At 45.4% G+C, this 13,749-nt stretch carries 10 protein-coding genes; 2 read left to right on the forward strand and 8 right to left on the reverse strand.

What is annotated here, in order from left to right:
- Positions 1 to 40 precede the first annotated feature (40 nt).
- Entirely contained in the window at positions 41 to 1,309 is a 1,269-nt protein-coding gene (locus AACS00_RS06015; RefSeq protein WP_072669318.1) for a S8 family peptidase, read from the reverse strand.
- A 332-nt stretch (positions 1,310 to 1,641) separates the two neighbouring features.
- On the reverse strand, positions 1,642 to 2,820 hold the full coding sequence (locus tag AACS00_RS06020; RefSeq protein ID WP_170904862.1) for a DUF3103 domain-containing protein: 1,179 nt from the start codon (positions 2,818 to 2,820) through the stop codon (positions 1,642 to 1,644).
- 255 nt (positions 2,821 to 3,075) lie between these two features.
- Here AACS00_RS06020 and AACS00_RS06025 point away from each other — a divergent pair, with 255 nt between their 5' ends.
- Complete coding sequence (locus AACS00_RS06025) at positions 3,076 to 3,975, forward strand: homocysteine S-methyltransferase family protein (RefSeq protein ID WP_110166807.1); 900 nt, start codon at positions 3,076 to 3,078, stop codon at positions 3,973 to 3,975.
- Positions 3,962 to 5,503, forward strand: a complete 1,542-nt coding sequence (locus AACS00_RS06030) for a BCCT family transporter (protein WP_110166808.1) — start codon at positions 3,962 to 3,964, stop codon at positions 5,501 to 5,503. Before AACS00_RS06025 ends, AACS00_RS06030 begins: the two co-directional genes overlap by 14 nt.
- Before the next feature lie 47 nt (positions 5,504 to 5,550).
- Here AACS00_RS06030 and malZ read toward each other — a convergent pair whose 3' ends face one another.
- The 6 genes from malZ to thiD form a co-directional block, all read right to left on the reverse strand.
- On the reverse strand, positions 5,551 to 7,386 hold the full coding sequence (malZ, locus tag AACS00_RS06035; protein WP_110166809.1) for a maltodextrin glucosidase: 1,836 nt from the start codon (positions 7,384 to 7,386) through the stop codon (positions 5,551 to 5,553).
- A gap of 69 nt (positions 7,387 to 7,455) precedes the next feature.
- Positions 7,456 to 9,261 (reverse strand): alpha-amylase family protein, encoded by a 1,806-nt coding sequence (locus AACS00_RS06040; protein ID WP_110166810.1) that lies wholly within the window; start codon positions 9,259 to 9,261, stop codon positions 7,456 to 7,458.
- A 203-nt stretch (positions 9,262 to 9,464) separates the two neighbouring features.
- Positions 9,465 to 9,944, reverse strand: coding sequence for a hypothetical protein (locus AACS00_RS06045; RefSeq protein ID WP_072669312.1), 480 nt, complete (start codon positions 9,942 to 9,944; stop codon positions 9,465 to 9,467).
- Positions 9,945 to 10,116: 172 nt separating this feature from the next.
- On the reverse strand, positions 10,117 to 11,118 hold the full coding sequence (locus AACS00_RS06050) for a LacI family DNA-binding transcriptional regulator (RefSeq protein WP_110166811.1): 1,002 nt from the start codon (positions 11,116 to 11,118) through the stop codon (positions 10,117 to 10,119).
- Between the two features lie 199 nt (positions 11,119 to 11,317).
- The gene (locus tag AACS00_RS06055) at positions 11,318 to 12,751 is read right to left on the reverse strand and encodes a 6-phospho-beta-glucosidase (RefSeq protein WP_072669310.1); all 1,434 of its coding nucleotides are present in this window, start codon (positions 12,749 to 12,751) and stop codon (positions 11,318 to 11,320) included.
- 66 nt (positions 12,752 to 12,817) lie between these two features.
- Positions 12,818 to 13,702, reverse strand: a complete 885-nt coding sequence (gene thiD / locus AACS00_RS06060) for a bifunctional hydroxymethylpyrimidine kinase/phosphomethylpyrimidine kinase (protein ID WP_110166812.1) — start codon at positions 13,700 to 13,702, stop codon at positions 12,818 to 12,820.
- Between the last annotated feature and the right edge of the window lie 47 nt (positions 13,703 to 13,749).

Consider the following 13,749-nt stretch of genomic DNA (forward strand, 5'->3'; position numbering starts at 1 on the left):
AGGGTACTCAGTACCCTGTTCATATTCTCAATATTAGAAATTAACAGCCATTGCGAGATAACCAGTTATAGGCAGCTCTCGCTTGAACTATCCCCCAACCGTAAAAATTATCTCTACCTGCGGCACCACGATCGAGAGCCGTTTGACTGAGTGACTGACGGATTCGCTCTGGTCGACATTGTGGAAAGTGACTCCAAACCAGCGCTGCGACACCTGCAACGTGAGGTGAAGCCATTGAGGTTCCGCTATAGCTTAAGTAGCCGCCATTATTACCGGTTGATAGTACCCCAACTCCTGGTGCCGAGAGTTCAACTTGTGAATTGAACTGTGAGAAGTTAGCCACATTACCACTTGAGTTAACCGCCGCAACTGAGACCACTGCATCATAAGACGCCGGGTATGAGAAGCCGCTGTTTCCTGAGTTACCTGCTGCTGCAACTAAGAGCATCCCTTGTTGGTAAAAGTTACGCATTGCGTTTTGTTCGGTTACGCTGCCTTGGCTACCACCTAAACTCATATTTACCACATGACTGCCTGCACTTTGACAAGATTGGATAGCTTGAATCAAATCCGAAGCGCGAGTCCAGACACCGGAATCGTTAAAGATTTTTACGTTGTGTAGGCCGACTAAGCCAGACGGTAGCACCCCAACAACTCCGACATTATTATCCAGTGCGACAATTGTCCCTGCAACGTGAGTTCCATGGCCATTGCCATCAGTGAACCATGAACCATGGCCAGAGAAAGTGCTGCCTGTGACTCCAGCGCTCGGTAGATCAACATGGTTGCGAAGATATCCCGAGTCGATGACGCAAACTTTACGATTAGCCGCATAAACGTCAGAGAGTTGATCGGCTTGTACCATACGGATTCCGTATGGGGTCTGTTGTGCGTAAGGCTCAATCTCAGCATCGAATAAATAGCGTATTGGGTCGACTTCGATCATCGCCACATCAGGATTATCGAGCAGTTGTTTGGCTTGAGTTGGCGTCATTTCAACCACAGAAGTATGTAATGACTCGAGGTGATTGATGACCGTTACTTGCTGAGTACTTAATATATCGGCGGCTTTTTGCAGAGAGAAATCTGTTTCTGTTAAGCCGTTTTGACTCATCCGCATTGGTCCGCTGGTTGCCCCAGGCACGTAGGTAACAAAATAGCGTTGTTCTGTTTGATGATTTTCAACAGCAACAGAGGGGGTAAAACTCGGTACTTCTTGATCCTTAAGCTGAGATGCTATTGCCAGTGAGATTGAAGTTGGCAACAATAACCCAGCCAGTACTGTACGTTTGACATTTTTCTTAAACATTTTTTTATCCTTGTAAAATGTTAGTGGCAAATACCACTCATCAAGGATCATTACAACGGCAGCCATTCGCCAGTTTTATAGTTTATTAATAAAGCTATTATTAGCTGGGTGAATGTGTTTGTTTTTATTTACTGAATTGTTATCTAGTGGTTAATTTAATGATATTGATAGACTATTAAGTAAAAAAAACTGTACGTTTTTTAGTCTGCTTGATTTACAGCATGGCGATTTATAATGATTATTTATCCATTATAAATCGCATAAATATCTATCAAGCGGCAGAAAAAAACCGAAAGCAAAGCTTTCGGTTTTAGGGAAAAGAAATACTGAAATTAACGAGTAGGATAAATGGTTAAAGGCTCTAACGTGACCAGTGCGTTATTGGTTGCCCCTGGATGATCAATATAAGGCTTATCTTGCTGAATAGTATAAAAAACATCAACAAAATCATCATCGTTAGTCAGCAATCCGCTGGGGATGGCATCGATAATTTTACCTGTGATATTGGCAATCACTGAATACCCTTGAGCTTCAAGATCAGGAATTGACTGTAGCACTTTTTCTGCGGCTTCAACCAACAGCTTAGCCAGTTCTTTATAATCGGTACCACTGTCTTGCTCCATTAATACGATATCAACCGCTCCCCAACGATAGCGCGCCCAATGGATCATTACTTGGTTAGGATAGTAATCTATCTTGTCATAATCCAAATAAGGCATGTCAACCACATCAATCGTCGGTTTATCACGACTAGGATCAACCCCTGTTACCAAAGCATAAATTTCAGCTTTACCCAAAATCCAAGGCTCTTTGTCATCTTCAAGGCGGATTTTTTTCAATACCGTGGTTGAGAGAGGTTGCACATCTGATTTATTCGCCACACTAAGGTTACGCGCTTGCGATGTCGATAGGAGGTCGTCAGATTGACTGATGGGTTGTTGTCCCAATTTTTGCAGTTCCTGACGCATAGCTTGTAAGCCTGCCTGTAGTGATTTTGCGCTGTTATTATCGACAACAAATACAGGAAAGCTTGGTAATTGATAGACGTCCAACTGGTGGATATTGCCATAAATGTCGAACGCTTCAATAAACTGCCAGGTTTGCTCATTACCTTTGGGTTCAAAGGCGAATAATGGCAGTTGGCCTTGTTGCAGATCTTTGAGCATGGTGCCGTCGGCTAAGCGAAGCTCTAATAACTCATCGGTAAACGCTTCGATACCTTGTAATGTACGAATCGTTTCATCCGCTTGTTTAACACGAGCACTTAATGTTGGACTTTGATCGTCACTCACTAAATCGGCAATCGAAACACTTAAATTATGGTTATTCAGTGTGCTCTGTAGTGAGCTTGAATATAAATTATAATGTTGACTTAAATAGTAGGCGATATCGCGTTTTTCATTACTTATAGCATCAGCGCGCTGTTGAGCGCGTAAAGCACTATCATCTTCGGATTTACAACCTAGCAGGGCGAGGGCCAGTCCGGCAATTAGGATTATTTTTTTTATCATAAGAAGCTCTTTATGGCAGCAAATAAAACGGGGGTATTCGCGGTGAATTTAACATAATGATTGATTCCGTCAATCATATTGGCTAGGCAAATATTGAACGAAGATCAAGCATTAGACTTTTAACTCTAAAATGTCGATTGAAATCAAGTCACTAACCTGAAAAATATTCATGTAGCATGTGAAGCTTATTCACTATGATCTTGCTCACAGTATGCTTCAATGCTTGAACCAATAAAGCAGTATGGATACAAGAATATGAGCACATTTACCCTTCTTGATGGCGGTATGGGCCGGGAATTAAAACGCATAGGCGCGCCGTTTTCACAGCCGTTATGGAGCGCCCAAGCACTGATTGAATCGCCAGATCACGTCCGTTTAGCTCATCAGAGTTTTATTGATGCCGGTGCCGAGATCATTACCGTCAATAGTTATGCCTGTGTGCCCTTTCATTTAGGCGAAGCACTGTATCGCAGTGATGGCGCAAGATTGGCCCGTTTAGCGGCGAAAATTGCTGCTGAGGTTGCACAGCAAGCGTCACATGCCGTACAGGTAGCAGGCTCAATTCCGCCAGCAATGGGCAGCTATCGCCCCGATCTGTTTCAAGCGCAACCAGCGCAAGCGATCACCCAAACCCTGTATGCGGCGCAAGATCCTTACGTGGATATCTGGATTGCCGAAACCATTTCCAGCTTAGAAGAGTTGAGCATGATTCAGCAGGTATTAGGGCAATCAAGTAAGCCTTGTTATTACTCGTTTACTTTGCAAGATGATGGCGATGTGGCGCTGCTGCGTTCTGGAGAGTCGGTATCGGATGCGGCTCAGCAAGTTGCTGCGGCAGGAGGGGCAGGGATGTTATTCAACTGTTCAGTACCTGAAGTGATGGCGGATGCTATTTCGCAAGCGAAAAATGCGTTGAATGGAGATAAAACCGGTATCGAGATCGGGGTGTATGCCAATAGCTTTGCGCCGATTAAAGCGCAACATGCGGCTAATCAAACCGTTCAGGCGATGCGTGAGTTCAGCGCGCAAGATTACCTTGAGTTTGCCAAGCAGTGGTATGAACTAGGCGCAACCGTGATTGGTGGCTGCTGCGGTATTACCCCAACCCATATTCGTGCTTTACAGGATTGGAGGCAGGCGCTTGAAAAATCTTAACTATGGCTTGGCTTTCCCAGCGATTATTTTGGTATTGGTATTACTGACCGTTTCAGCCCTTTATCCTGCCAACTCACAAGCCATGGCCGGACAAGCGATGGCGTGGGTCAGTCACTGGTTTGGCTGGTTGGTGCAACTAGCCAGTTTGGCGTTAGTCGGCTTTTTACTTTGGCTCGCCTTTTCCAAACATGGTCAAATCCGTCTGGGTGATGAACAAACCGAATACAGCAATTTTTCTTATGGTGGGATGATATTCACCGCTGGAGTTGGTGCATCATTGATTTACTGGGCGATTGGTGAGCCGATGTATTACCTACAATCGCCGCCGTTATTTGCTGAGGCGAATAGTTACCCAGCCGCCGCGTGGGCTGTGACCTATTCGATTTTCCATTGGGGGATCACTGGCTGGGCCATTTACTGTTTCCCCGCGATTCCTTTTGCCTATGCTTTTTATGTGCAGAAAAGGCGCACTTTAAAAGTGTCGAGTCTATGTTCATCCGTGGTCGGCAATCATCCGCTGGTCAGCAAAAGTATTGATCTGTTGTCGATTTTTGGCACGCTGGCTGCTTTTGCTAGCTCATTGGCGTTAACCGTGACGCTGGTGAGTACTGGGGTTGCCGATTTATTGGCGATCAATAACAGTCTTGCTCTACAAGGGATCATTATTGCGTTGTTTGTTAGCTCATTAGTCGCAGTGATGTTAGTCGGCTTTAATCAAGGCATTAATCAAATTTCAAATTGGACAGTGACCTTGGCGATTGTGTTTGCGCTGTTTGTTCTGCTGGTCACTCAGCCTGCTTTTATCATTAATAATTTTACTGATTCATTAGGCGTGATGCTAGATAGCTTTTTTAGAATGTCTTTGTGGACCGATCCGGTTCAGCAAAGTGGCTTTGCTGAAGGTTGGACGCAATACTACTGGTTTTGGTATTACGCGTATTTGATCATGATGGGGCTCTTTATCACCCGCATTTCACGTGGCCGTACTATTCAAGAGGTGATCCTTTATACCCTTTCGATGGGCGCTTTAGGCTGCGCATTCTTCATCTCTATTTTCGGTGGTTATGCGGTATGGGCGCAAATGCTAGGTGGCTTACCCGTTCAAGCTTGGATGGCGGAAGGGGGATTAACCTACGCTGTGGTCGCTTTGATCAAAACTTTACCCGGCGGTGGCTGGATCCTCGCTTTGTTTTTAATCATCCAATTTTTCTTAATGTTGACCACCATGTCGAGCGCCAGTGTCGCTACGGCGATGTTAACCACCAATCAACTTGAACTGAATGGCGATCCTGATAATCGAGTGAAGCTACTTTGGGCGGCGGCCATTGGTTTGATCAGTCTCAGTGTATTTTTAGCAGGCGGCGGTATAGAGACCATTAAATCACTGTGTGTGGTTGCCGGTCTGCCGATGATGTTTATCTATGCCATTATGTTGAAAGGCTTTTTACATACGTTAGGCATTTTACCCAGCCAAAGTGAAGCAGAAACGGTAACCGAGTGCCAGATTGTACTTAGTAAAGCGGAGTAACTGAACCCAAGCAAGCCGGAATTAACAACTGGCTTGCTTGGTACTGGCTAGCTTAAAATCATCGCGCTTTTGGCCTCAAGCGTGATGAGCATTTCTCCATGTCGATACTCATAATGTTGTGCGCTTAGCGCATTGCTAAACTCCCCACTGGTTAACCCCAACTGCCAGAGGGGCAAACATACGTCACGGGCATGACCAAGATTAATCGCAACCAGAACGCTTTGCTCCGCATAGCAGCGTGCAAAGACAAAACTGCTCTCATCTTGATACAGCAGTTGAAAATCGCCTATCTGCAAAGCGACATATTGTTTTCGTAGCGCAATCAGTCGTTGAAAGAAAGCAAAATAAGGTGATGTTGTCACTTGCTGCCAAGGCATACCACGACGGTTGTCGGGGTCATGGCTGCCTCTTAATCCAACCTCCGTCCCATAATAAATACAAGGCGTACCCACATAGGTGAAAAGTAGAGTGCTGGCGATATGAAATAACGGTTGATCGCCATCGATCAGCTCCATAAATCGTGCGGTATCATGGCTATCTAATTGATTGAGTTGCGCTAACTGATTCGCCCACGGGATTTTGGCTCTGGCTTCTGCTAGCCAATCGAGAAACTGCGCTACTTGGATATCGATAGGGTGAAAAGCAATATCTAAATGCGTGAGCAAGGCCCGTAAAGGATGCGCAAAACCATAATAATTCATCGCGCCATCTTCTTGATCGCCTTGTAGCCATTGAGTCGCTTCAAAAAAATGTTCACCCAATACATAGCAATCCGGGTTGATCTGTTTTGCCGCATCACGAAAGGCTTGCACGTAATGAGCATTATTTTTGGCACCTTCACCTTCACCGAGCATATGGATAACATCAAAGCGCCAGCCATCAATTTGATACGGAGGCTTTAGCCAATGTTTAATTACCGCTTGATCAGATTGATAAATAGCCGCTCTGACGTCAGGATGCTGAAAGTTCAACACCGGTAAGCTAGCGACTCCTTTCCAACCGATATATTCTTGAGTGTCGCCTTGGAAAAAATAGTAATCACGATAAGCGGATTGGACCGATTGATAAGCGCCTACTTCTTGATGCCAACCCTGTAAATTAAACCACGGATGCTCGGTAGAAGTATGGTTAAAAACCGCGTCGAGCACAATTTTCATCCCTCGCTGATGAAGATTATCACACAGCTGCGCAAAGTGTTGATTGGTACCTAAATGTGGGTCGACATGATAGTAATCCATGCAATCGTATTTATGATTACTAGGGGCATGAAAGATCGGGTTGAGGTACAGCGCAGTAACGCCAAGATCTTGTAAGTAATCAAGCTTTTCTTCTACCCCATATAGGTCGCCGCCATAAAATTCACAGCCGCCATTGCCTTGATGATTATCAACGGGCTCCCCCCATGCTTTAGCAATCACCGGTTTGCTGCCGCCACTGACACAGTATTCTCCGCTTTTGACGCTGATTTCCGGTTTGCCATTAGCAAAGCGATCCGGAAAAATCTGATAAAAAACCTGTCGACTAACCCAAGATGGCGGCTGATGTTGTGCATTGTACTTGAAGTGGTACTCACGGCTCGGGATTCGCGCGGAGACAGATTTCGCATCTAGCCACCACTGACCTTGTTCAGAGAGTACCTTAAAAACATAGTGAGTCACCGCGCGATCTTGATTTAGCGGGATAGTTGCTTGCCAATAAGTGAGCCGTTCATGAGTGGTTATATTGACCATCTCGACTAAATGTTCTTCATTATCAGGCTCATGACGCACGAGAATTTGGCGGCATGGAAATGAGCGTTCAATAGCTATGGTTAAGGTTAATGAATCTTGGTGGCGAGTAACCCATGATTCAGTTTGGCCGTGAAAAAGAAACGGGGCGCGCATATTATACTCCTTCATCATCGTACAATTTCCCTGCTGTTTTTCTCAGCAGGGAGCAGATCAGCAACTGGCTTACAAAGCTAAGTGTTCAGGGTCAATTTCAATAAAATGCGTGGAAAGCGGCTGAAAATTTATCTCGACATAACTGCGCTGCTTCGTTACCACCAGTGTGAGTGGTTGCTGATTGAGATGATCGATTAAGGCATATTCTCCCTCGCTCAATTGCCAATGTTTAATCAGCTCTTGGGGTAAATGCAGTGGCACGGTTTTACTTGCCGTGGTGCTAAAGTTAGCCGCAATAATCAATTTTTGCTCAGGGCAAGAGCGGGCAAAGGCAAACAGCGTATGTTGTTGCTCTGCAAAATGTGGCCAATTTTCAGCGTATAAATCGTGATAATCGCCCATCAGCGCAGGACTGCTTTTCGCTAAGTTGAGTAGCTGGCAGTAAAATTGACGTAGCTGGCGCTGCTTATCACTTAATTGCCCACCATCAAATCGACCGTGATTCAGCCATTTTTGATGCTCAGGTACGCCAATATAGTCAAAAATAGAGGTGCGTGACGGCTGACCAAATCCAGCATGTTCCGCCCCTGGTTCTCCCACCTCTTGACCAAAATAAATCAAGGTCGGCGCACTGGATAAACAGGTAGAGATCAGCATCGCTGGTCGCCCTTGTTCAGCATCACCAGCAAAGTCAGCCGAGGCAATGCGTTGTTCATCGTGATTTTCTAAAAAATGCAACATATGATGTTCAATATCACGCATTTGATGCTCAATACTGCCAATGATCGCGGTTGATGCTTTGCCCTGCATGATGGCTTTTAACCCATCGTATAAATCGACTTTATCGTACAAATAATCCATTTTGCCTAACTGAATATAATCACGGTAAAGCTCAGGTTGATAGATTTCGGCCATTAAAAAGGTATTAGGTTTAACGTGCTTGATCGCTGAGTTCATAAAACTCCAAAACTCAATCGGTACCATCTCCGCCATGTCATAACGAAACCCATCAACCCCTTGTTCTAACCAGTAGAGCGCAATATCACGAAACTTAAGCCACGAGTTCGGCACTGACTGCTGCTGCCAAAAAGTAAAATGCGCTTGATGAGAAAGCCAGCGATAAGATTCTGGCAGTTCGGCGAAGTCTTTCTCTCCACTAGGGGTAACGCCGTAATTAATCTTTACCGTTTCATACCAATCGTCCACATCCGGTTTGGCCTGCCGCGAGCCATTGCCGGTCCATTTGGCTGGAAACTCTTGATAAGGCTCAGCCAGGAGCGGATGATTTTCACCCCCTAATGGTGCTAAGTGATCGGGCAGATCGGGCATTTGAAACGCCTGATTGGGTAGGTAATAAAAATTATTGTCTCTGGCATACTCAAGTTGAGTATTATCACTTTGTCCGAAGTCTTCGACGCCGGGAGGATTGTTTAATCCTTGATAGTGTCGCGCCACATGGTTCGGAACAATATCAATAATGACTTTTAAGCCAGCCTGATGTGAGCGGTTAATTAAGGCCAAAAACTCTTGGTTACGTTGCGCGGGGTTATCGGCCAAATCGGGATTGACTGAGTAATAATCTTTCACCGCGTAAGGCGAACCTGCGCGTCCTTTGACTACGCTTGGGTGATCATCACTGATGCCAAACTGGCGGTAGTCGGCCACTAAAGCATGATGATGAACACCGGTATACCAAATATGCGTTGTCCCTAATTGAGCAATTTCTTGCAAGGCTTTAAGCGTAAAATCATTAAACTTACCCACTCCGTTTTGCGCTTTTGTGCCCCAGGGGATGTTGGCGGTTTGCGTATTACCAAATAGACGAGTAAAGACTTGATAAACGTTTATTTTTGAAGAGGAATATTCTGGATGCATCGTCTAAAACCTAACTGCTATCAATAAGAAACCGCTTTAGGGTAGACAATGGTTAGATAATGCAACTCATCCCTTACTCAGCAATTTAGGGCGTAGATCGAAGGGAGAGTGAAAAAGTGTGAGCTAGGTTAAGCTATACGAATGAACGGAATGGTTGTTGCTATGGCCTGCTGGTGATTATAGCAAGCCACAGAAATCGAGAATTAAACCCCAGCGCGTTTCAGTAGCCCGGCCATCAGTGGCGAGCTGGATTTCACTTGTTTAGATTTGTTTTGTAAGCTTTTCACTAGCTGTGGCTGATTGATGTTTTTGGCAATATAAGCCATCGCTTGATAAAACCCAGCAGCAGAGTTGATTTTGGCTTTATCGTTGAGTGGTGCCAGCAGTTGAACCATAGCCGTGCCACTCATGCCATTCTCGATAGCGTGTTGCTGAACGACATCCAACAAATGATCCAAATCGGCCAGCGCTTCGGTGCTTTCTATCCCTTGTTTTTGCATTTCTTTGCGGTTGCGTTTGCGAATTTGTTTAATCACAAAGGCAGGCTGATTGATCTTTTTAAAGCCAAAATAACCAGCGGCCACGACAAGAACTAGCCCACCGACCACATAACCCCAGATAGAGCCAGAAGAAGATTCCACCATAGGTTGAATGGCATCAATACTGGTTGCGATATCAGACATACATATTCCTTACTTTAGAGAAAACTTAACCGCTAGGAGAGCGGATCAAGTGTGAAAAGACCATCATTGACTGACCTGCAAGGTGTTGCTTTGCGTTTTATCAACAATAGTGCAAAAGGCAGTCTCGGTTATATCATTTAATCGGCGCAATGTGATCGTTTTACGCTGAAAATTAAGCGGACAGTGACGACTCACGCACGATTAACTGGCCAAGATAAGTATGATGCAATGAGGTCACTGGCTGCTTATTAGCAAGCATCACCGCGCATTGTGTGGCAGCCTGAGTTAACTCGACAATCGGCAGCGCTACGGTTGATAAACTTGGAATGCCGTAGGCCGCTGCAGGTTCATTATCAATACCAACAACGGCAATATCCCGTGGTACGTGCAGGCGGTGCTCATGTAAAGCGCGAATGGCGCCAATCGCCATATCATCATTACAGGCAAAAATCGCACTAAAGTGGACACCTCGAGTGAGTAGCTGCTGGGTAGCATGGTAGCCCGAGTTAAGGCTATTATCGCCTTCGGCGATCAAATCAGGCTTGGGGTCAATATCAGATTGCGCGAGCTGCTGCTGATAAGCGGCGAAGCGGAGCTGTCCTGTTTCACTGTTGAGCGGTGAAGTAATACAAGCAATCGCTCGATGGTTAAGGGTTAATAAGTGCTGCATAGCAAGGGTCGCTAATTGAGTTTGATCTAAGCCAAAGCTTGCTATTGTTGAAGTAGAAAAGTGTCGATTTAATACCACGAGCGGTATGGCATGCGTTTGTTGCCACTGACTTAGCTCGCTTTCCGTTAAATGGCGGCTATAGATCATAATCGTGTCACAGCGTTGATTCGCCAATGTTTGCAGCGCTTCTCGCTCACCTTGAGCACTATTTTTACCATTCACTACCAGCAATTTTTTGCCCGCTTGCTGAGCCCCTTGTTCGGCATGATGCAGAATGCTACCAAAATAGCTGCTTTGAAAATGCGGTAAGCTTAAACCAATCGCATGAGAGGTATTGGTGGCCAGCGCTTGCGCCAAGGTATTGGGTTGATAACCGAGTTGTTGCATGGTAGCAAGAACCGCTTGGCGGGTAGATTCTTTTACTTGGCCATTGCCGTTCAGCACTCGTGATACGGTTGCTTTAGAAACTCCGGCGGCTTTGCATACATCATTAATGGTGGCCATGACAACGATTACTCCTAACTGATCCAGCCCTTTGTCACTTGAGCGTGCAAAGGGCTGGTGAGTGTATACCCTTCCGACTTGAAGCTGCAGGGGTGTTGGCTACGTTCGTTCGCCCCAATCACATAGTCTATTTATGCTCATGGGGACTTACTCACTTGCCGCCTACCTGCAACTCCAAGTTGTTTGGGTATAGATGTAATTAAATAATTTGTCCGTTACTGGCAATCACTTGCTGATACCAGTAAAAGCTTTTCTTCTTCGAGCGCGCCATGGTTCCCGTACCGTCATCGTGCTTATCGACATAGATGAAACCATAACGTTTCTTGTATTCACCAGTGGTAAACGACACGCAATCAATACAGCCCCAAGGCGTGTAGCCCATCACGTCAACACCATCGTAGTTAATGGCGGTAGCCACCGCTTTGATGTGCTCGCTGAGATAGTTAATTCGATAATCATCATTAATTGAACCATCCGCTTGTACTTCATCAATCGCGCCAAGGCCATTTTCGACAATAAAAATCGGCTTTTGGTAACGCTCATACAGTTCAGATAGGGCAACACGTAAACCGTCGGGATCGATTTGCCAACCCCAATCAGAAGCAGGTAGATATGGATTGAGACGGCTATTTTCAAATAAGGAGGTGGTTTGTCCTTCCTCTTTCTGGGTTGAGACAATATTGGTCATGTAGTAGCTGATCGCGAGGTAATCAGCGCAGCCTTCACGTAAAATTTGCTCATCCCCAGGGGCAATATCGATTTGGATATTTTTACGTTGCCATTCTTTAATCAGATAACTTGGGTAGTAGCCACGCACTTGAACATCACTAAATAGATACTTTTCGCGCATGAGCTCTTGTGCGAGTAATACGTCTTCTGGACGACAAGTGGCAGGGTAGAGAGGCATGATGTGGATCATGCTACCGATTTTAAAATCAGGGTTTATTTGATGGCCTAATTTGACCACTTGTGCACTGGCAACAAATTGATGGTGCAGCACTTGATACATCATCTGTTCAGGGTTTGGGTAATCGGTGTAGATCATCCCTGAGTTACAATATCCCCAAATCGGCAGCTTCCAGTTACGCTGATTATTGATTTCATTAAAAGTGATCCAGTATTTAACTTTGTGTTGATAGCGTTCCATCACGGTCTGGCTAAATTTCACAAAAAAGTCGATCACTTGGCGATTCGCCCAACTGCCATACTGTTTCACTAAGTGATTCGGCATTTCGAAATGCGAGAGGGTGATGACGGGTTCAATGCCGTATTTCAATAGCTCATCAAACAGATCATCATAAAATTGCAGCCCAGCTTCGTTAGGTGTGGCTTCATCGCCGTTCGGAAAAATTCGTGTCCAAGCAATCGATGTGCGAAAGCATTTAAAGCCCATCTCAGCAAATAGCGCGATATCCTCTTTATAACGTCCATAAAAATCAATCGCTTCATGGTTAGGATAAAACTGATCGGATTCTACGCTATCGGTGATCACTCGAGGTACTTCATGAGCCCCTTTAGTAAGCACATCAACCACACTCACGCCTTTACCGTCTTTGTTCCAGCCACCTTCTACTTGGTGAGCCGCTACTGCGCCGCCCCAGAGAAAATCTTTCGGAAAACTGTACTGTGTCATAGGTTACCCCTTAATAATTTTACCAGAAATAGGCTTAATCTTTGGCTAGTCTAGATCGTTTTTTACTTAATTGGAACCGGTTTCTGTAACCGGTTCCAATTTTTTATTATCGATACCATTTTTGCTGTGAAGCGCATAGAAATGATGTACTGGCCCATGGCCTTTACCTACGTGCAACTGGTCAGCATGTAAGATGGCTTGCGAGATATAATGTTTTGCTCGCGTTACGGCTTGCTCAAGGCTTAAGCCTTGCGCGAGGTAAGAAGCAAGCGCCGCCGAAAGGGTACAACCTGTACCATGAGTATTGCTGGTGTGGATTCTTCGCCCTGAAAAACACGTTACCCGCGAGCCGCAGATCAGCCAATCGTGACTATTTGCTGATGCCGTAAAGTGGCCTCCTTTAAGCAGTACCGCTTGGCTTGGCAAAGTCTGTAATGCTGCGATGATCTCATCAAGTTGCTGGTCGTGTTTTGGTATCGGACAGCCAGTTAATACCGCAGCTTCAGGTAAGTTAGGCGTGATAACCGTGGCTAGTGGTAATAACTGCTGCTTTAAGTCGTTGACGGCTTGATCGGCAAGTAATGCATCACCGCTTGTGGCGACCATCACAGGATCAATCACAATAATATTGGGTTGATAGTGACGGAGTTTTTCAGCGACGATATGGATAATTTGGCTGTCAGCCAGCATACCAATTTTTACCGCTGCCACGGTAAAGTCACTAAAAATCGCATCCAGTTGATTGGCAATGTGTTCAATGGCAATCGGTAAAATTGCTGTTACCCCAAGGGTATTTTGTGAGGTGATGGCGGTGATAGCGCTGCAAGCATAGCTACCAGTGGCGGAAATGGCCTTGATATCGGCTTGGATCCCTGCACCGCCGCCGCTATCTGAGCCAGCAATGGTTAATACGATTGGGATGGGTGAAAGAGCAGATAAAGTGTTGGTCATGACAGGCTCCTACAGATGACGCATAGGAACTGACCAATGGGACCAAA

It is taken from the genome of Vibrio sp. 11986-1-5 (assembly GCF_963878025.1).
Classification (GTDB): Bacteria; Pseudomonadota; Gammaproteobacteria; order Enterobacterales; family Vibrionaceae; genus Vibrio; species Vibrio injensis.

What these genes read in the sequence shown, in the direction of transcription:
- AACS00_RS06040 (WP_110166810.1), bottom strand. Translation starts at nt 9,261, where the DNA reads ATGCATCCAGAATATTCCTCTTCAAAAATAAACGTTTATCAAGTCTTT.
- AACS00_RS06045 (WP_072669312.1), bottom strand. Translation starts at nt 9,944, where the DNA reads ATGTCTGATATCGCAACCAGTATTGATGCCATTCAACCTATGGTGGAA.
- AACS00_RS06055 (WP_072669310.1), bottom strand. Translation starts at nt 12,751, where the DNA reads ATGACACAGTACAGTTTTCCGAAAGATTTTCTCTGGGGCGGCGCAGTA.
- thiD (WP_110166812.1), bottom strand. Translation starts at nt 13,702, where the DNA reads ATGACCAACACTTTATCTGCTCTTTCACCCATCCCAATCGTATTAACC.
- AACS00_RS06020 (WP_170904862.1), bottom strand. Translation starts at nt 2,820, where the DNA reads ATGATAAAAAAAATAATCCTAATTGCCGGACTGGCCCTCGCCCTGCTA.
- malZ (WP_110166809.1), bottom strand. Translation starts at nt 7,386, where the DNA reads ATGCGCGCCCCGTTTCTTTTTCACGGCCAAACTGAATCATGGGTTACT.
- AACS00_RS06025 (WP_110166807.1), top strand. Translation starts at nt 3,076, where the DNA reads ATGAGCACATTTACCCTTCTTGATGGCGGTATGGGCCGGGAATTAAAA.
- AACS00_RS06015 (WP_072669318.1), bottom strand. Translation starts at nt 1,309, where the DNA reads ATGTTTAAGAAAAATGTCAAACGTACAGTACTGGCTGGGTTATTGTTG.
- AACS00_RS06050 (WP_110166811.1), bottom strand. Translation starts at nt 11,118, where the DNA reads ATGGCCACCATTAATGATGTATGCAAAGCCGCCGGAGTTTCTAAAGCA.